This is a genomic window from Kribbella sp. NBC_00482 (genome assembly GCF_036013725.1).
Taxonomy (GTDB): domain Bacteria; phylum Actinomycetota; class Actinomycetes; order Propionibacteriales; family Kribbellaceae; genus Kribbella.
The window spans coordinates 6,503,876-6,521,179 of sequence record NZ_CP107881.1 but is presented as its reverse complement, the minus strand read 5'-3'; the positions used below and the strand labels follow the sequence as shown (position 1 = coordinate 6,521,179).

At 68.7% G+C, this 17,304-nt stretch carries 15 protein-coding genes; 6 read left to right on the top strand and 9 right to left on the bottom strand.

The genetic code is table 11. The annotated features are described in order from the left end of the window. The first annotated feature begins 7 nt into the window (after positions 1-7). A complete protein-coding gene (locus OHB24_RS31685) occupies positions 8-1,354 on the top strand; it encodes a 3-oxoacyl-ACP reductase (RefSeq protein ID WP_327634528.1) in 1,347 nt (448 codons plus the stop codon). A 1-nt stretch (position 1,355) separates the two neighbouring features. Then, entirely contained in the window at positions 1,356-2,213 is an 858-nt protein-coding gene (locus OHB24_RS31680; RefSeq protein ID WP_327634527.1) for a MaoC/PaaZ C-terminal domain-containing protein, read from the top strand. A gap of 33 nt (positions 2,214-2,246) precedes the next feature. Here OHB24_RS31680 and thrS read toward each other — a convergent pair whose 3' ends face one another. The 6 genes from thrS to OHB24_RS31650 all read right to left on the bottom strand — a co-directional run bounded on the left by thrS (position 2,247) and on the right by OHB24_RS31650 (position 8,062). After that, positions 2,247-3,494: a threonine--tRNA ligase gene (gene thrS, locus OHB24_RS31675; RefSeq protein ID WP_327634526.1), complete on the bottom strand. Its 1,248-nt coding sequence runs from the start codon at positions 3,492-3,494 to the stop codon at positions 2,247-2,249. A gap of 154 nt (positions 3,495-3,648) precedes the next feature. Next, complete coding sequence (locus tag OHB24_RS31670) at positions 3,649-4,413, bottom strand: amino acid ABC transporter ATP-binding protein (protein WP_327634525.1); 765 nt, start codon at positions 4,411-4,413, stop codon at positions 3,649-3,651. Continuing rightward, a complete protein-coding gene (locus tag OHB24_RS31665; protein ID WP_327634524.1) occupies positions 4,410-5,333 on the bottom strand; it encodes an amino acid ABC transporter permease in 924 nt (307 codons plus the stop codon). The genes OHB24_RS31670 and OHB24_RS31665 overlap by 4 nt, the downstream gene beginning before the upstream one ends. A gap of 2 nt (positions 5,334-5,335) precedes the next feature. Continuing rightward, on the bottom strand, positions 5,336-6,271 hold the full coding sequence (locus OHB24_RS31660) for an ABC transporter substrate-binding protein (protein WP_327634523.1): 936 nt from the start codon (positions 6,269-6,271) through the stop codon (positions 5,336-5,338). 16 nt (positions 6,272-6,287) lie between these two features. After that, the gene (locus OHB24_RS31655; protein WP_327634522.1) at positions 6,288-7,112 is read right to left on the bottom strand and encodes a deaminated glutathione amidase; all 825 of its coding nucleotides are present in this window, start codon (positions 7,110-7,112) and stop codon (positions 6,288-6,290) included. Beyond that, complete coding sequence (locus OHB24_RS31650; protein WP_327634521.1) at positions 7,109-8,062, bottom strand: hypothetical protein; 954 nt, start codon at positions 8,060-8,062, stop codon at positions 7,109-7,111. The genes OHB24_RS31655 and OHB24_RS31650 overlap by 4 nt, the downstream gene beginning before the upstream one ends. Before the next feature lie 154 nt (positions 8,063-8,216). Here OHB24_RS31650 and OHB24_RS31645 point away from each other — a divergent pair, with 154 nt between their 5' ends. Continuing rightward, positions 8,217-9,575 (top strand): aminotransferase class I/II-fold pyridoxal phosphate-dependent enzyme, encoded by a 1,359-nt coding sequence (locus tag OHB24_RS31645; RefSeq protein WP_327634520.1) that lies wholly within the window; start codon positions 8,217-8,219, stop codon positions 9,573-9,575. Positions 9,576-9,580: 5 nt separating this feature from the next. Here OHB24_RS31645 and OHB24_RS31640 read toward each other — a convergent pair whose 3' ends face one another. Together OHB24_RS31640 and OHB24_RS31635 are read right to left on the bottom strand one after the other, a co-directional pair. Next, entirely contained in the window at positions 9,581-10,426 is an 846-nt protein-coding gene (locus tag OHB24_RS31640) for an acyl-CoA thioesterase (RefSeq protein ID WP_327634519.1), read from the bottom strand. 370 nt (positions 10,427-10,796) lie between these two features. Next, positions 10,797-11,711 (bottom strand): proteasome assembly chaperone family protein, encoded by a 915-nt coding sequence (locus OHB24_RS31635; RefSeq protein WP_327634518.1) that lies wholly within the window; start codon positions 11,709-11,711, stop codon positions 10,797-10,799. A 159-nt stretch (positions 11,712-11,870) separates the two neighbouring features. Here OHB24_RS31635 and OHB24_RS31630 point away from each other — a divergent pair, with 159 nt between their 5' ends. Genes OHB24_RS31630 through OHB24_RS31620 form a run of 3 tightly spaced genes read left to right on the top strand, consistent with a single transcriptional unit; the run spans position 11,871 to position 15,370 of the window. Continuing rightward, positions 11,871-12,887, top strand: coding sequence for a hydroxyacid dehydrogenase (locus OHB24_RS31630; RefSeq protein ID WP_327634517.1), 1,017 nt, complete (start codon positions 11,871-11,873; stop codon positions 12,885-12,887). Beyond that, positions 12,884-14,791 (top strand): DUF2264 domain-containing protein, encoded by a 1,908-nt coding sequence (locus OHB24_RS31625; protein ID WP_327634516.1) that lies wholly within the window; start codon positions 12,884-12,886, stop codon positions 14,789-14,791. The genes OHB24_RS31630 and OHB24_RS31625 overlap by 4 nt, the downstream gene beginning before the upstream one ends. Positions 14,792-14,842: 51 nt before the next feature. After that, complete coding sequence (locus tag OHB24_RS31620) at positions 14,843-15,370, top strand: ferritin (RefSeq protein ID WP_327634515.1); 528 nt, start codon at positions 14,843-14,845, stop codon at positions 15,368-15,370. Between the two features lies 1 nt (position 15,371). On the opposite strand, the gene OHB24_RS31615 is transcribed toward OHB24_RS31620, so the two are convergent. Further along, a complete protein-coding gene (locus tag OHB24_RS31615) occupies positions 15,372-17,282 on the bottom strand; it encodes a DUF2207 domain-containing protein (RefSeq protein ID WP_327634514.1) in 1,911 nt (636 codons plus the stop codon). Positions 17,283-17,304: the final 22 nt, after the last annotated feature.

Here is a 17,304-nt window from a genome sequence, read left to right as displayed (position 1 = left end):
AGCTGAGATGACGGATCGCTACCAGACCTTCACCACGACGCCGCTCGGCAAGACGCTGGTGAAGAACCTGGGCCTGCCCGACCCGACGCCGCTGCCCCGCTGGACCGAGGGCTCACCGGTGATCGACGGGCCGGTCGTCTTCGGCGCGATCGGCGAGACCGACGCCGGCAAGGCGGTCCAGGCGCTGCTCCGCGACATCGGCGCCGCGTTCAGTACCGTGACCGAAGGCGTCGCGTCGAGCACGATCCGGCCGAAGGCGATCGTCTTCGACGCGACCGGCGCCACCTCGACCGCGGACCTGACCAGCCTGCAGCGCTTCTTCTCCCCCGTGGTCCGCCAGCTGGCTCCGGCCGGTCGCGTCATCGTCGTCGGCCGTACGCCGGAACTCGCGAACTCCCCCGAGCAGCACATCGCGCAGCGTGCCCTCGAGGGCTTCACGCGAAGCCTCGGCAAGGAGGTGAAGCGCGGCGCCACGGTCAACCTCGTGTACGTCGCCCCGGACGCGCACGAGCAACTCGACTCGACGCTCCGCTTCTTCCTGTCCCCCAAGTCGGCGTACGTCGACGGCCAGGTCGCCCGGATCGGGACCGGACCGCTGGTGAGCAACGACCCGAGCCGCCCGCTAGCAGGCCGTACGGCGCTGGTGACCGGAGCCGCCCGCGGTATCGGCGCCTCGATCGCCAACACGCTCGCCCGCGACGGCGCGACGATCATCGGCGTCGACGTACCGCAGAACGCGGACCCACTGCGCAAGGTGATCTCCAAGATCGGCGGTACCGAGCTTCTCCTCGACGTCACCGCGGTCGACGCGGCGCAGCGGATCGCGGCGCACGCGCAGGAGCAGCACGGCGGGCTCGACATCATCGTCCACAACGCGGGCATCACCCGCGACCGGCGGCTCGTGAACATGCGCACCGACGCGTGGGACGCCGTACTCGACGTGAACCTGCGCGCGCCGGAGCGGATCACCAAGCATCTGGTCGATTCCGGGGCGCTCCGCGACGGCGGCTCGATCATCGGGGTGTCGTCGATGGCGGGGATCGCGGGCAACAACGGCCAAACGAACTACGCGACCTCGAAGGCCGGCGTGATCGGTCTCGTGCAGGCGCTGGCGCCGGCGCTGGCCGAGCGGCAGATCCGGATCAACGCGGTCGCGCCCGGGTTCATCGAGACCGAGATGACCGCGAAGATCCCGTTCACGATCCGCGAGGTCGGGCGGCGGATCAACTCGCTGCAGCAGGGCGGTCTGCCGATCGACGTGGCCGAGACGATCGCCTGGTTCGCGGATCCGGCGTCGGCCGGTGTGACCGGGAACGTGGTTCGGGTCTGCGGCCAGAGCATGCTGGGCGCCTGAGATGCCGACCCGACGGTACGACGACTCCCCCGGCCTCGGCTCGCTCTACGCGCGGACCGTTCGGGCCACGCTCAGACGGGCCGACTACGAGCCTGACGCGGACGGGCTGACGCTCGAGCTGCCCCGGTCGGCGATCGACCAGGATCACCTGACCGCGTACCGCGAGGTGACCGGGTTCGCGGCGGGGCCCTCGCTGCCTCCGACGTACCCGCATGTCTTGGCGTTCCCGCTGCATCTGGACCTGATGTCCGATCCCTCGTTCCCGTACAAGCCGATGGGGATCGTGCACCTGTCCAACACGATCACGCAGAAGCAGCCGATCCCGCTGCACGCCGAGCCGGCGATCCGCGTGCACAGTACGGCGGAGCGGCCGCACCCGAAGGGCACTGTCTTCGACGTGATCAGCGAGGTCTTCGTCGATCACGAACTGGTGTGGAGCGATCTCACCACGCTGCTCAGCCGCACGGCCGGGACGGAAGCCGCGCACGCCGATCTGCTCACCGATCCCGTGCTGAGCCCGAGTGCGTGGTGGGACCTGCGCGGCAACCTCGGCCGCCGGTACGCCGCAGCGTCCGGCGACCGGAACCCGATCCACCTCTTCAAGCTGACCGCTCAGGCGTTCGGGTTCCCGCGCCAGATCGCGCACGGGATGTGGGCCAAGGCTGCCGCGCTCGCGTCGATCCAGCGCGCCGGCGCGCTGCCGGACGCCTTCACGGTCCGCGTGGACTTCCGCAAGCCGTTGCTGCTGCCGTCCCGGGTCGGGTTCGGCTACCAGCAGACGGGCAAGACGGTCGACTTCGCGCTGTACGACGAAGGGCACGACGTGACCCACCTGATCGGGCAACTCCAGGCGGACTGACCCGCCACGCAGGCAGAACCCCCTCGGACGTGCTCATAACCCGTCCGAATCGTGACTTCTGCCTGCATGGGGATCCGCCTCCACCCGGATCCGATCCAGCACCTCGCCGATCGGGGCCGGGTCCCAGCGCCGGCCGTCCCGTTCCCGGACCGCGAGCTGGCCGGCCGCGGCCTCGCGGGAACCGATGACGGCCTGGTACGGCGCCAGCCGGTTCTCGCGGATCCGGGCGCCCAGACTGCCCTCGTCCGCATGCGCGACCTCGACCCGGAGCCCGCGATCCGATGCTCTCCGGGCGACCTCCACAGCGAGTTTCTCCTCGTCGTCGGAGATCGGCAGTACGACGACCTGAACCGGCGCCAGCCACGCCGGGAACGCGCCGCCGTGCACCTCGATCAGCTGAGCAACCGCTCTCTCGATGCTCCCGACGATCGCGCGGTGCACCATCACCGGACGGTGCTTGTTGCCGTCGGCACCGATGTACTCGAGCCCGAACGCCTCCGGCTGGTGGAAGTCGATCTGGACGGTCGACAGGCTGAACTCGCGTCCCGCCGAATCCTCCATCTGGATGTCGATCTTCGGCCCGTAGAACGCCGCGTCACCCGGCGCGTCCTCGTATTCGACGCCCGCGTTCTCGAGGACCTCACGGAGCAGTTCGGCGGCCTGTGCCCAGCTTGCCGCGTCACCGACGTACTTGCTGGCCGGGCTGTTGAACTCGGCGTCGTCGGAAGGAAGTGCAAGCACATAGCGCGACGCGCTGATGCCCAGGTCGGCGTACGCCTGCTTGATCAGTTGCAAAGCCCCGGCGGCCTCTCCCGCCACCTGGTCGAGGCGGCAGAAGATGTGGGCGTCGTTGAGTTGCATCGCGCGGACCCGGCTCAGGCCGCCGATCGCTCCGGAGAGTTCGGCGCGGTACTGCCCGCCGAGCTCGGAGAGGCGGAGCGGGAGTTCGCGGTAGCTGTGCGAGCGGGATCGGAACATCAGAGCGTGGTGCGGGCAGATGCTGGGGCGCAGGACCAGTTGCTCACCGCCCATGTCCATCGGCGGGTACATGTCCTCGTGGTACTTGGCCCAGTGGCCCGAGATCTCGTACAGCTCGCGCTTGCCGAGGACCGGTGAATAGACCCGCTGATAGCCGGCTCTTCGTTCCACCTCGGCGATGTAGCTCTCCAAGGCGTGCCGGACGGCGGCACCGGCGGGCAACCAGTAGGGCAGTCCCGCGCCGATCAGCGGGTCGGAGTCGAACAGGCCGAGTTCGCGGCCGAGTTTGCGGTGGTCGTACATGATTCCTCCATGGGTTGAGGCGAGGAACCCACGGAGCACGACAAAGCCCCGGGGCACTCGCCCCGGGGCTTGGTCAGACAGTCAGATGTCAGCGCGCCAGGACGAGGTCCGGCGTCGTCGTGACTACTGCGCGCTGCAACATGTCTCCACGGTATCAGAGGAAACGGGAAAGAAAAGCACGGGTTCGTTCGTGCTGCGGATTGTCGATCACCTGCTCCGGCGTGCCCTGCTCGACCACCTGGCCGGCGTCCATGAACACGACCCGGTCGGCGGCCTCACGGGCGAAACTGATCTCGTGGGTGACGACGACCATCGTCAGACCGGCGCTGGCGAGACGCTTCATGGTGGCGAGCACCTCGCCGACCAGCTCGGGGTCGAGCGCCGAGGTCGGCTCGTCGAACAGCATCAACTTCGGCCGCATCGCCAGCGCCCGGGCGATCGCCACGCGTTGCTGCTGACCGCCGGACAGCTGGCGCGGGTACGCCTTCTCCCGGCCGGCCAGTCCCACCTCGGCGAGGAGGTCGACGGCACGCGCGGTCGCCTCCCGTCGCCCCTCCCCCAGGACCGCGATCGGCGCCTCGATGATGTTCTCCAGCGCGGTCATGTGCGGGAACAGGTTGAACTGCTGGAACACCATGCCGATGTCCCGGCGCCGGCGAGCGACCTCATTTGGCGACAGCTCGTGAAGGCGGCCGTTGCGTACGTCGTACCCGACATCGCGGCCGTCGACGGTGATGCGGCCCGCATCGAGGGACTCGAGCAGGTTGATGCACCGCAGGAACGTCGACTTGCCGGAACCGGACGGGCCGAGGACCACGACGGTCTCGCCCGGTGTGACGTCGAGATCGATCCCGGACAGTACTTCGGTGTGCCCGAAGCTCTTGCGGACACCGCGCGCCTGCAATACCGCCGTACTCATGCCGCACTCCCCTTCGGACGGATACGCAAGAAGTCCCAGAAACTAGGAGCCTGGTGCCGGGCGCCGCGGTTGTAGTGCCGTTCGATGAACGACTGGACGACGTACAGGACCGAGGTGACCGCGAGGTACCAGAGGCAGACCACGATCAGCATCGGGATCGTCTCGAAGGTCCGGTTGTAGATCGACTGCGCCGTGTAGAGCAGGTCGGAGAGCGCGATCACGCTGACCAGCGCGGTCGCCTTCACCATGCTGATCACCTGGTTGCCCGTCGGCGGCACGATGAAGCGCATCGCCTGCGGCAGGATGATCCGCTTCATGATCCGCGAGTTCTTCATCCCGAGCGCGTGACCCGCCTCGCGCTGACCGGGGTCGACCGAGAGCAGACCGCCGCGGACGATCTCGGCCATGTAGGCGCCCTCGTTCAGCCCGAGGCCCAGGATCGCCGCCAGTAGCGGGGTGATCAACGTGTTCGTGTCGACGCTGGCGAAGACCGGCCCGAACGGGATGCCGAGGTTCAGCTTGGGCAGTAGCGCGGACAGGTTGTAGAAGAAGATCAGCTGCACGAGGGTCGGCGTACCGCGGAAGAACCAGATGTACAGTCCGGCGGCGCCGCGCAGCAGCGGGTTGGCCGAGATGCGGCAGACCGCGAGGAGTACGCCGAGCACGACGCCGATCACCATCGCGACGACGGTCAGCATCAGCGTGACGCCGAGGCCCCGGACGATCGACTCGGCCCGCAGCCAGGCCCAGACCACGTCCCACCCGAAGTTGTCGTTGGTGACGAGCATCTTGACCAGTTGCGCGGCGAACACCAGTACGACGAGCGCCGACAGCCAGCGCCAAGGGTGTTTGCGGTGCGCCGCGTTGCGGACGTCGAGCTCCAGGCCCGCGGCCGGAGCGTCTTGCACCGTGGTTGCCATGGTCAGCCCTTCCCGAGGTTGAGGCCGGGTTTGGCCAGCTTGTTCTTCTCCAGACCCCACTTCGCCATGATCGCGTCATAGGTGCCGTTGGCATGCAGTTTCTCGAAAGCAGCCAGCAGTATGTCGGCCAGCGGCGACCCGATCGGCACGAGCGCACCCTGGAACAGGTCCTCGAAACCGTTGCCCTTGCCAACGCCGGCCAGTTCCAGCTTGCCACCGGACTGCGCCACGAAGTAGGTCAGCGGCGCCTGCGAGGAGAAGAACGCGTCGGCCCGGTTGGACTGCACCGCGAGGATCGACGACGGCTGGTCCTTGTACGACTGCACCTCGACCGGCGGTTTCCCGGCCGCCACGCACTTGGTCGACTGCGCCTTGATCACCTTCTCCGCCGACCCTGCTGCCTGTACGGCGATCCGCTTGCCGCACGCGGTGTCCAGACCGTCGATGCCCTTCGGATTCCCCTTGTGCACGGCGAAGACGACGTACTCCTGGACGTAGTCGATGAAGGTCGCCTGCTTCTGCCGCTCGACGAAATCGCCGGTCGGTCCCAGGTCCAGGTCGTACCGCTTCGCCTGCATGCCGGACAAGACACTGGCCAGGCCGTCGACGGTGGTGTGCTCGATCTGGATGCCGAGCAGCTGGCTGATCGCCTGGGACAGGTCGGCGGTCGCGCCTTCGATCGAGGTGTCCTTGTCGGTGCCGACGATCACGTACGGCGGGAACGACCCGTTGTTGACGGCAATGATCTTGCCGGCGGTCTTGATCTTCTCCGGCAACTGGTCGTGCAGGGCCTTGTCGACCTGCTGCTGCGGGATCGCGGCGGCCGGCGCCTTCGCATTGGCGTTGGTGCTGGTGTCGACCGGGTCTGCGGTGCACGCGGTCACACCGAGTGCACTTGCGACCAGTAGGGCGAGGGCTGCGGTGCGGGGGATGGACACGACTACTCCTACGGCTTCAGCTGGTGGGGACGGCTTCGACCGGTCGAGGGGTGGGGCTGACGGAGAAGCGCCGGTTGATCAGAACCGGCAGGCGGCGGCGGGCGTCGGTCAGACGCTGCCGGGAGACGACGGCCGTGATGGTGGCCGGCTCCTCTGCTGCTTGGGCGAGCGGGACACCGAGCGGGTCGACGATGAGGCTCTGGCCGATGTTGCGCTGACCGCATTCACCACTTGCGACGACGTACACGGTGTTCTCGAGCGCGCGGGCGGTGACGAGAGTCTGCCAGTGGTGTTCCTTGAGCGGGCCCTTGACCCAGGCGGCCGGCAGCACGAGTACGTCGGCGCCGTCGAGGGCGAGGAGGCGGGACAGTTCGGGGAACCGGACGTCGTAGCAGGTCATCAGACCGACCTTGAAGCCGTTGACGTCGATCAGTTCGGGGACGACGTCGGCCGGGGTCACGTTGTCGGACTCCAGTTGGCTGAACGCGTCGTACAGGTGGAGTTTGCGGTAGAGGCCGGTGATGGCGCCGTCCTTCAGGACGACGAGGGTGTTGTATGGCTTGTCGTTCGCGGACTTCTCGTGGATGCCGACGACGACGGTGAGCTGCAGGCCCTCGGTGGCCTTGAGCAGGCCGGTGACGAAGGGGCCGTCGAGCGGCTGGGCGTACTCGCGGATGCGCTCACGCTCTTCGATGAAGCGCGCGAGGACGCCTTCGGGGAGTACGAGCAGGTCGACGCCGTCGGCATCCGCCTGCTTGATGAGCTGCGTCGCCGTGTCCAGGTTCTCCTGCCAGTCGACGCTCGCGACGAACTGCGCGGCCGAGACGTTGAGCGTGCTCATGCGATCTTCTCCAACGGGTCGATCTGGTAGGGAAACAGGTCTTCGGCGGGCACGGGCTGCGCGAGCAACTCCTGGGCGACGAGGTGGTCCTGGAAGGCGGCGACCATGCGGCGGTCGGCGGAGACGCCGTACGGCATCCAGTCCGGGCCGAAGAGCCTGCTGGTGACGCCGACTTCTTCGTTGTGCCAGGGGGTGATGTCCATCAGCTTGTTCCGGCGCTGGAAGCTGAGCTGCTTCGCCTGCTCGAACAGGTCGATGAGCTGCTGAGCGATCTCGGGCCTTTCCTCCAGTATCTCCTTGCGCAGGGCAAGCAAGTGGATGCCGGGAATGAAGCCATGGCGACCGTAGTAGGCACGCTCCTCAAAGCGAGTGTCGCGGAACAGCGTCCGGTACGGCGAGTCCTGGTCGTGGAAACCTGGTGGCATGAAAGGCGTCATCACGGCGTCGAGCTCCTTGTCCAGCAGGAGATCCACGAGCCGCGCTCCGTCAGCGGTATGCCGGATGTTGTTGCCGACAGCAACTCCCCCGAGGCGGTCCACCACCGGGTGGGCCGCGGTGAGCGGGCCGACCTGCCAGTCGGCGTCGTGGATGCCGACGCCGGCTTCGGCGAGGATCGCGCGGGTCCAGGTGTTGCCGCTGTCCGGCCAGCCGGTCAGGCCGATCCGGGCGCCCTTCAGGTCTGCCGCGGTCTCGGCCGTCGAGTCCCGCCGGACGATGATGCAGCGATGCCGGAAGCCGCGCATCAGGAAGATCGGTAGCGCGACCACCCGGTCGTCCCCGGCCGCACGGGCCCGGACGTAGCGGCTGAACGAGGTCTCGCCGCCGTCGTACTCGGGTGCACCCCACAGATCCGGCGTCGCCTCCAGCCGGGTGACGGTCGGGCCGGGGACGTCGCCGAGGGCCAACGGGATCACGTGGTCCCAGTGGCGTACGCCGAGGTGAAGCTTCACGCGGTTCGTTCCTTCGATGCCGGGACGCTCTCGTGGGGTCCGGGTCGGATGCGCGACGTCGCTGTCGCGAGCTCGATTGTTCGGTAGCCTATGTTCAGCGCGATCACCCGAACAATGCATTGAAATGTTACTGATCAAAAACCTGGGGGAAGGCATGGCCGAAGACGTTCCACCGCAGGACGGTCCGGCGGTGTCGTCGGCCTGGCTGGCCGAGCAGATCACCGAGCCCAGCGCGGCGGGGATCGCGGCAGCGATCTCCCGGCTGGTCCGGCACGGTGAGCTCCAGCCGCAGACCCGCCTTCCGACCGTACGCGCGCTCGCTCCCCGGCTGGATGTCAGCCCGGCGACCGTGTCCGCAGCCTGGGCAACCCTGCGCAAGCAACGCGTCGTCGCCGGCGGCGGGCGGCAGGGCACGTGGGTGCTCGGCGGTCTCGCGGTCCCCCGGCCGGCCCGCTACGAGAACATCTCCCGCCTGTGGCCGGATCAGACCCTCAACCTCTCGCGCGCGATCCCGGACCCGGCGCTGCTGCCGGACATGGCCGACGCGTTCGTCCACGCCCTCCGCGACCCCGACCTGCACTCGTACGAGGTGGTCTCGATCAGCGCGCCGCTCCGCGCGGCCGCCGCCCGAACGTGGCCCTTCGAGACCGACCACTGGATGTGCGTGAACGGCGGCTACGAAGGCCTCCTCCTGCTGATGCGTACGACGGTTGTCCCCGGCGAACACGTGGCGATCGAAGAGCCCGCGACCCCGCGCCTGCTGGACATCCTCGACAACGTCGGCGCGCGGCCGGTGCCCGTCGCGACCGATGCGGAGGGCCCGGTCCCGGCATCGCTGCAGGAGGCGCTCCAGCACGATCCGGTCGCGTTCATCTACGAGCCGCGGAGCAGCTCACATTTCGGTGCCTCGGTGACGCCGTCGCGCCGCGACGAGCTCGCGGCGCTGCTCGCCGGGACCGACACCCTCGTGATCGAGGACGACGGGCTCGGCGAGCTGAGCTCGTTCGAGTACCACGGGGTCGCCGAAGTACTGCCGGATCAGAGCGTGCTGGTGCGGAGCTACTCCAAGTCCCACTCCCCCGACCTCCGCCTCGCCGTGATGGCCGGTGCCGCCGAGCCGATCGAGCGGGTCCGCGTCTACCGGCAGTTCGGTTCGGGCTGGACGAGTCGCATGCTGCAGAACGCGCTCGCCTGGCTGCTCGACGACGAACTGTCGAAGACCGCGGTCGCCAGCGCGCGTACGGCGTACCGGGAACGCCGCGACCACCTCACGCAACTGCTGGCCGCCCGCGGCGTCCAGACGACCGGCGTCGACGGCCTGGCGATCTGGGTGCCAGTTCGCAGCGAACACGAGGCGCTCCTTGTCCTCGCGTCCCACGGCATCGCCGTCGCCGGCGCAAGCGCCAGCTGGACGAAACCCGGCCCACCCGCCATCCGCATCGCCACCGGCCGACCCATCCCCCACCCCAACCGAGTAGCCGACGCCGTCGCCCTCGCCGTCCAGGCCCGATAACCCGGTCAGTTTGATTCGTCGAGGTCCAGGCCGACGGGGCGGATCAGGCCCTCCTGTGCGACGGAGGCGACGAGGCTGCCTGACTCGTTGTAGAGGCGGCCGGTGGCGAAGCCGCGGGCTCCGGAGGCGGACGGCGACGACTGGTCGTACAGCAGCCACTCGTCGGCGCGGAACGGCCGGTGGAACCAGAGTGCGTGATCGAGCGACGCCGGCTGGATGCGGCGGTCGCCGATGACGATGCCGTGCGGGAGCAGGCTGGCGCCGAGCAGCGTCAAGTCGCTCGCGTAGGCCAGCACGCACGCGTGCAGCGCCGGATCGTCGGGAAGCTTGCCGGCGGCCCTTATCCAGAACTGCCGACCCGTGACACCGGCCAGGCGTACGTCGAGCGCCGCCCACTCCTTGTCCCAATCGGCGGCCGGTCGGCCCGACCGCGCCTCGAGAACGGTCGCCAGGCGCGGCGCCTCCTCGGGCGGTACGGCGTCGTCGGGCATCGGGTCCTGGTGATCCAGGCCGGGTTCCGGGCGCTGGAAGGACGCGGACATGTAGAAGATCGGCTTCCCGTTCTGCGACGCCACCACTCGGCGGCTGCTGAACGATCCGCCGTCGCGGGTCGGTTCCGCGCGGTACACGATCGGCACGGACGTGTCGCCCCCGCGCAGGAAGTACCCGTGCAGCGAGTGCACGACACGCTCGGCGTCGACGGACCGCCCGGCCGCCGCGAGCGCCTGACCGAGCACCTGTCCACCGAACACCCGTTGCATCGAGGTCTGCGGCTGACGACCGCGGAACAGGTCGACGTCGATCTTCTCCAGGTCGAGCAGCTCGACCAGATCCTCCAGCGACTCAGGCATGCCTCATCCTGACAGCCCCGACCGCCGAGCAACGCCGTACCCACTGTGGAAACCATCACGTACACCCAACGCCCAGTCCCCCATTTGCCTGGCAGACCCATCAAATGGGGGGTTCCTGACCCTGGCTAAGGGTCACTAACCCCTCATTTGGTGGGTCCACCAGCCAAATTGCTGGGTCTGCCAGGCAAATGAGGATGCGACAGGGCGACTGCGGGGTGACGCGTCGGCGTGGTTCGGGCGGGGCGGTGGTTCGGGCGGGGCGGTGGTTCGGGCGGGGCGGTGGTTCGGAGCCGGGGCGGTGGTGCGGTGCGGGTGGTGGGGCGGGGGTGCGTGGGGCGGGGGTGCGCGGGGCGGGGCGGGGTGTGGAGGGTTAGTCGTTGTCTTCGCGGTTGAGTTCGGCGAGGAATTGTTCTACTTCTGCGCCGAGCTCTTCTGCGGAGGGGGTCGAGTCGGCCAGGAGGCTCTTGCGGGTCAGGGAGCCGTCGGCGGCGTCGTACTGCGTTTCGAGCGCCTTGACGACTGCGCTGGCGTCCTCGGAAGCCTCGACCTGCTCGTCGACCAGCCGGCCGGTGACGGCGGCCTCGTCGAGCAGGGCCTTGCTAGGGAGGAGCAGGCCGGTCGCGGCCGAGATCGCGTGCACGAGGGCCAGTGCGGCACCCGGGAAGCGGTTCTCGGCCAGGTAGTGCGGCACGTGGACGGCGAAGCCCATCGCGTCCTTGCCCGCCTCGCCGAGACGGACCTGCAGCATCGTCCCCGCGCTCGCGGGCAGCCGCATCTCGCCGTCCCAGATGTTCGACCGGGTGACCAGCTCGGGCCGCGTCGCGTGCGCCGTCAAGCCGAGCGGCCGCGTGTGCGGCACACCCATCGGGATGCCGTGCACACCGACCGTGAGCGTCACGTTGTAGAGCTCGTTGAGCTGCCGGATCGCCCCGGCGAACCGGTCCCAGTGGCTGTCCGGCTCGGCGCCCTCGAGCAGCAGGAAGTCGACGCCCGCGTCGTCGGTCACCAGATGCAGGCTCAGGTGCGGCGGGTCGTAGTCGGTGAACCGGTCCTCGGAGAACGTCACCTCGGGCCGCCGAGCCCGGTAGTCGTGCAGAAGGTCGACGTCGAACCTCGCCAGCAGCCGGTGGTCCAGCACCTCGAGCAGGTGGTCCGCGGTCACGCGCCCCGCCTGGCCGGCGTCCATGAACCCGTCCAGCGAGTGCACCAGGACCTTCGGGGGCGCCGCCGGGCCGGTGGCCACCGACTCGTCGACGATCTCGTAGAGGTCGTCCGGTCGCAGCATCGTCGTCTCCTTCGTCACTTCCAACAAACCGACAAGTACTTCTACCTTGCCAACGCCACGACGTCGCGGACTAATTCCGGCCCTGGGAAAGATTCAGGATGTTCCAAGACTCGGCGGTAGGCGCGACAGCAGCGGAAAGCGCTTGCTAGGTTGTTCGTCGTGAGCCCTGAGCCAAACTCCGCCCTGACCGTCATGCTGGCGATGAACGACGCCAGCCGGGACCGCGTCCTGGTGCCGCGGGTCCGGCAGCGCCTCGAGGCGATCGCCACCGTGCTGCCGGTCGGACCCGGCTCCAGTTTCCTCGCCGACCCCGCCGTACGGGCGGCGCTCCCGGACGTCGACGTACTGCTCACCGGCTGGGGCTGCCCGCGGATCGGGCCGGAGGTTCTCGAGGCGGCGCCCAAGCTGCAGGCGATCCTGCACGCGGCCGGCTCGGTCAAGGCGATCGTCGATCCGGCGGCGTTCGACCGCGGTATCCAGGTCTCCTCGGCGGCCACGGCGAACGCGCAGCCGGTCGCCGAGTTCACGGTCGCGGCGATCGTGCTGGCCGGGAAGCGGGCGTTCCGGCTCGCAGCGCAGTACCGGCTGGAGCGGCGTAAGGCCGACCCGCACGGGATGCCGGGCAGCTACGGTACGACGGTCGGCCTGCTGGGGGCGTCCCGCATCGCGAAGATGGTCGCCGAGCGGTTGCGCGGATTCGACCTCGAAGTGCTGATCAGCGACCCGTACCTGACCACGGACGAGGCCGCGGCCCTCGGTGCGGAACTGGTCGACAACGACACGCTCTTCCGCCGCAGCGACATCCTCAGCGTGCACGCGCCGCTGCTGCCGGAGACGGTCGGTCTGGTGGACGCGCGGCTGCTCGCGCTGCTGAAGGACGGCTCTTCGCTCATCAACACGGCCCGCGGCAAGATCATCGATTCCGAGGCTCTGATCCGCGAGTGCGCGACCGGCCGGATCGACGCGATCCTCGACGTCACCGACCCGGAGCCGCTGCCGCCGGACTCGCCGCTGCTCGACCTTCCGAACGTCTTCGTCACCCCGCACGTCGCCGGTGCCGTCGGCAACGAGATCGCCCGCCTCGGCGAGCTCGCGGTCAGCGAACTCGAACGCCTGACCGCCGGCGAACCCCTCCTGCACGCCATCAGCCCCTCCGAAATCGGGAGACTCGCATGACCCGCTTGATCCTGCCGGACACCGACCGTCAACTGTCCCGCCAGACCGGATGGGTGCGGGCGCACTGGGAGGCGCTCGCGGACCATCTGCTCGATTCGCTCGTTCCGTACTTCTCCCCCGGCGCCTCGCTGGTCGACCTCCCGGGCCGGCCGAGCAGGTCGGGTACGGCGTCCGACGCGCTGGAGGGATTCGCCCGGTCGTTCATGCTCGCCGCGTTCCGGATCGCCGGCGTCCAGGGCAAGGGCTGCGAGGAACTGATCGAGCGGTACGCGCGGGGCGTCGCGAACGGCGCCAACCCGGACCACCCCGAGGCGTGGCTGCGACTCACCCCGAGGTCGCAGCAGATGGTGGAGGCCGCGGCGATCGCGGTGGCGCTGCACGAGACCCGCGAATGGATCTGGGACCGCCTCGACACGCGGGCGCAGGAGCACGTGGCGGAGTGGCTCGGCGGCTTCAACGGGTCGACGACGCACGACAACAACTGGCGGCTGTTCCAGGTCGTCAGCGAGCAGTTTCTCGCGTCGGTGGGAGCGCCGTACTCGCAGGAGGACATCGACGGCGGCCTCGACCGGATCGAGGACTGGTACGTCGGCAACGGCTGGTACTCCGACGGCGACGGGCAGAACTTCGACAACTACATCGGCTGGGCGATGCACCTGTACCCGGGTCTCTGGGCGCGGATGGCAGCCGTGACGCCGGGAGCGCAGTACGAGGACCGGCTGAAGCTGTACAAGGAGCGGATCAAACTCTTCCTCGAAGACGCCGTACACCTGGTCGGGAACGACGGGGCGCCGATCTACCAGGGCCGGTCGCTGACCTACCGGATGGCGGCCGCGGCGCCGTACTGGATGGGCGCGCTGCTCGACTCGACGCCGTTGACGCCGGGTGAGACGCGGCGGCTGTGCTCGGGGATCGCGCGGCATTTCGTGCAGCACGGGGTGCCGGACGAGCGTGGCGTGCTGACGCTCGGGTGGTACGACACGTTCCTGCCGACGACGCAGCAGTACTCCGGTCCTGGTTCGCCGTACTGGGCCTCGAAGGGTTTCGTCGGGCTGATCCTGCCGCCGGAGCACCCGGTGTGGGCGGACCCGGAGGACTCGATTCCGCTGGACAACGCGGATCAACTCCGAGCAATGCCCGAGCCGGGGTGGATCGTGCATGCGAGCCGCCACGATCAGGTCGTGCAGCTGGTGAACCACGGCGCCGACCACGCGCCGGTGGCGGAGCCGCAGGGCGTGGAACCGGCGGGCGATCCGCACTACAACCGGCTGGCGTACGCGAACCACGCTGGGCCGGATCTGTCCGATCACGAGCCGCACGTGGACAACCTGATCTCGCTGGTGTCCCCCGAAGGTCTGGCCAGCGGGCGCGGGCGGATCCGGCGGCTCGGCGTGGACGGCAGTACGGCGTCCTCGTGGCACAACGCCTGGCTCGGTGACGAAGGACCGTGGGCGATCGAGATCACGTCGGTGGTGCACAGCGGCTGGGAGATCCGGTGCGCACTGGTTGAAGGCCCCGCCGGAGCGCTGGTGCGCAGCGGCGGATTCGCTGTCGCCAGCGACTCTTTGCCGGAGGCAACAGCCAGCGAAGGCGCCGCCTCCGCACGGAATTCAGACGGATTGGTATCGGCGGTGGTCGGCCTGCACGGGTACGACGTAGCCGGCGTGCACCGCGGGCTGGGAGTGAACCCGTACGGCCCGCACTCGGCGACGCCGTACTTGACGGCATCGCATCGGGGGGAGCCGTTGGTGCTCGTGAACGCCGTACTGCTGACCCGCGACGCCCTCCGGCCGGAGGCGCTTGCCGAGGGCATCGATGTCGCCGTGGACGGTACGACGGTGCGGATCAGCCTGCCCGGAGGCGGTACCGAGGTGGTCGAACTGGGACGGAATCGAGCCGGTTAGGTCAGGCTCGCCAACGGTGTGGATTCGGCGGATCGCCGTTACATTGACGGCATGAGCACGTACGAGAAACTCCTGCAGGAGCAGATCCGCAACGAATTCACGGCCTCCCAGCAGTACGTGGCGGTCGCTGTCTGGTTCGACGACCAGGACCTGCCGCAGCTGGCCGCGCACTTCTACAAGCAGTCACTCGAAGAGCGCAACCACGCGATGATGATGGTCCAGTACCTGCTCGACAAGGACATCCGGCCGCACATCCCGGCCGTCGGCGAGGTCGAGTCGGACTTCAAGACCGCACTCGAGCCGCTCGAACTCGCGCTGGCGCAGGAGATCACGGTCACCAAGCAGATCGAGATGCTCGCGCGCACGGCCCGTGACGAGAGCGACTACGTCGGCGAGCAGTTCATGCAGTGGTTCCTCAAGGAGCAGGTCGAGGAGGTCTCGGCCATGAACACTCTGGTCAACGTCGCGAAGCGCGCCGGCGACAACCTCTTCCACCTCGAGGACTTCCTGGCCCGCGAGACCGTCGGCGACGCCGGCGCCGACCCCACGGCCCCCACAGCCGCAGGTGGAACGGTCTGAGCTACCAGCTCCCGCCGCCACCGCCGCCTCCCCCGCCGCCCGACGAACCCGAGGACGACGACGAGGAACCGCTGTACGAGCTGAAGCCGGACGAGCTGCCGCCACCTGATCCGGGCGCGGGCGCAGGAGGTGGCGGCGGCACGAACGTGGACTGCACCGAGGTGCTGATCGAGCTCGCCGACCAGTTGGAGTGGTAGTACGAAGGGCCGACGTACCACGTCGGATCGGGTGTCAGGCGGTCCGCCTCCACGAGTTCCCCGCACACGCGCTGCCAGCGGGTTGCGAGACGGAAGGCGATCGCCCAGGGCAGGTACTTCGAGAAGATGTCCTCACCCTCCTCGAAGCGCAGCTGATCCGCCTCGGCGGTGGCGAGGTACTGGCGGAACCCGATGACCTGGTCCGTGATGGCGCGACCTTCCGCACTCCGCTGCCCGCGCCGCTTCCGCCCGATCCACATCCAGAGCAGGGTCAGCAGAGCGCACCCGGGGACGATGATCGCGATCACGCGGCCCGCGGTCGCCGGCCCGGACCCGATCTGCGCGGCGCCGAAACCGAGGATGACGAGCGCGACGGTGAGCATCCAGCCGAGGGCGGTCGAGCCGTCGTCGTTTCCGGACGCGGCGGGCAGCCTGAGGTACCACTGCTGCCGTTTGATGTTGATCCAGACAGCGTCGTACATCTTGTCCGCGGCCTGAACCAGCGTGTAGTCGCCGACCTCGGCGCGTTCGAGCGTCCGCTCCTCGCCGGTCTCCTGCTTCGGGAACAGTCCCTTGAGCAGCACCTTCTCGTGCGTCGCCGTCGCGACCTCCGGATCGACCAGCACGGCCTTGCGCGCACCCTCGTCGGTGTTGTCGAGGCGGATTGCGCCGCGGACGGCGAGGTGCATCAGGGTGGCCGCGAGGGCGGTGGACTTGTCGGTCACGTCGGCCATCAGCCCACCCTCGGCGACCGTGACCTCAGGCGGCGCGAACGCCACCGGAATCTGGTCAGCAGCGAGGTGGTCCTTCCCGATCTGCGCACTCCCGCCCGCGGGCGGGACGATCCCCGGCGGCAGGCCGACGTATCGCAGGTCGCGGAGGCCTCCCCGGTTGTAGAGGTACGCGGCGGCGATACCGGCCGCGGTCGCGAGGACAGACCCGGCGAGCGCGAGCCACGACAGCCCGCTGCGCTCCAGCCAGTTCGGCGGATCGACCACGATCGGGGTGTCGTTCTGCACAGCGCCGGCCTTGATCCCGGCAACGATCGTCAGCTGGCTCCCGGAGAGCAGCTTGGAGTCGGTGAAGAGCCCGATGCCACCGGCAAGGGACTTCTTCTCGCAGGAGCTGGTGGAGCCGGCCTTGCCGCTGTAGCACTCGACCTGCTGCACACCCTCCGGCGCCTGGACAGTCACGCTGACCTTCGCGATGTGGGCATCCCACGCCGAGCCGGTGGCATCCCAGTACAGCTCGCTGTGGTCGTCGAAGTGCCGGAGCGCGCCACGTACGTCGTACGAGATCACGTACTTCGCGCTGGTCGACCAGATCGTCTGGCTCTTCGAGCCGATCTTGATCCGCAGTGTCTGGTCGCGATCCTGGTTGAACTTCGCCTTCTCTGTCGTGAACTGGTCCGGCGCGGTCGGCGACGACACCAGGATGTTCGAGACCTCGTACTTCTGGTCCTTCGTCTTGTCGTCGGCGTACGGCTCGCGGATCACCAGGTCGCGGTAGATCCCGTGCCGCCCGGACTCCGCGAAGGTGTAGTCGATCGTCTCCGTGACGTGCAGTACGCCGTCCTCGGAAACCGTGTAGGCGATCTTGAACGACTCGATCTCGTCGCCGTACGCCGCGGTCGCAGCCTCGGCCGGTACGGCGAAACCCGCCACCGCGAGAACGGTGAACAGTGTGCTGATGACAATCCCGAGCGCCCGACGCATAGCGGGAATGTAGCCGCCCCAA

What these genes read in the sequence shown, in the direction of transcription:
- thrS (WP_327634526.1), bottom strand. Translation starts at nt 3,494, where the DNA reads ATGTACGACCACCGCAAACTCGGCCGCGAACTCGGCCTGTTCGACTCC.
- OHB24_RS31665 (WP_327634524.1), bottom strand. Translation starts at nt 5,333, where the DNA reads ATGGCAACCACGGTGCAAGACGCTCCGGCCGCGGGCCTGGAGCTCGAC.
- OHB24_RS31635 (WP_327634518.1), bottom strand. Translation starts at nt 11,711, where the DNA reads ATGCTGCGACCGGACGACCTCTACGAGATCGTCGACGAGTCGGTGGCC.
- OHB24_RS31680 (WP_327634527.1), top strand. Translation starts at nt 1,356, where the DNA reads ATGCCGACCCGACGGTACGACGACTCCCCCGGCCTCGGCTCGCTCTAC.
- OHB24_RS31625 (WP_327634516.1), top strand. Translation starts at nt 12,884, where the DNA reads ATGACCCGCTTGATCCTGCCGGACACCGACCGTCAACTGTCCCGCCAG.
- OHB24_RS31640 (WP_327634519.1), bottom strand. Translation starts at nt 10,426, where the DNA reads ATGCCTGAGTCGCTGGAGGATCTGGTCGAGCTGCTCGACCTGGAGAAG.
- OHB24_RS31685 (WP_327634528.1), top strand. Translation starts at nt 8, where the DNA reads ATGACGGATCGCTACCAGACCTTCACCACGACGCCGCTCGGCAAGACG.
- OHB24_RS31645 (WP_327634520.1), top strand. Translation starts at nt 8,217, where the DNA reads ATGGCCGAAGACGTTCCACCGCAGGACGGTCCGGCGGTGTCGTCGGCC.
- OHB24_RS31670 (WP_327634525.1), bottom strand. Translation starts at nt 4,413, where the DNA reads ATGAGTACGGCGGTATTGCAGGCGCGCGGTGTCCGCAAGAGCTTCGGG.
- OHB24_RS31615 (WP_327634514.1), bottom strand. Translation starts at nt 17,282, where the DNA reads ATGCGTCGGGCGCTCGGGATTGTCATCAGCACACTGTTCACCGTTCTC.
- OHB24_RS31620 (WP_327634515.1), top strand. Translation starts at nt 14,843, where the DNA reads ATGAGCACGTACGAGAAACTCCTGCAGGAGCAGATCCGCAACGAATTC.
- OHB24_RS31655 (WP_327634522.1), bottom strand. Translation starts at nt 7,112, where the DNA reads ATGAGCACGCTCAACGTCTCGGCCGCGCAGTTCGTCGCGAGCGTCGAC.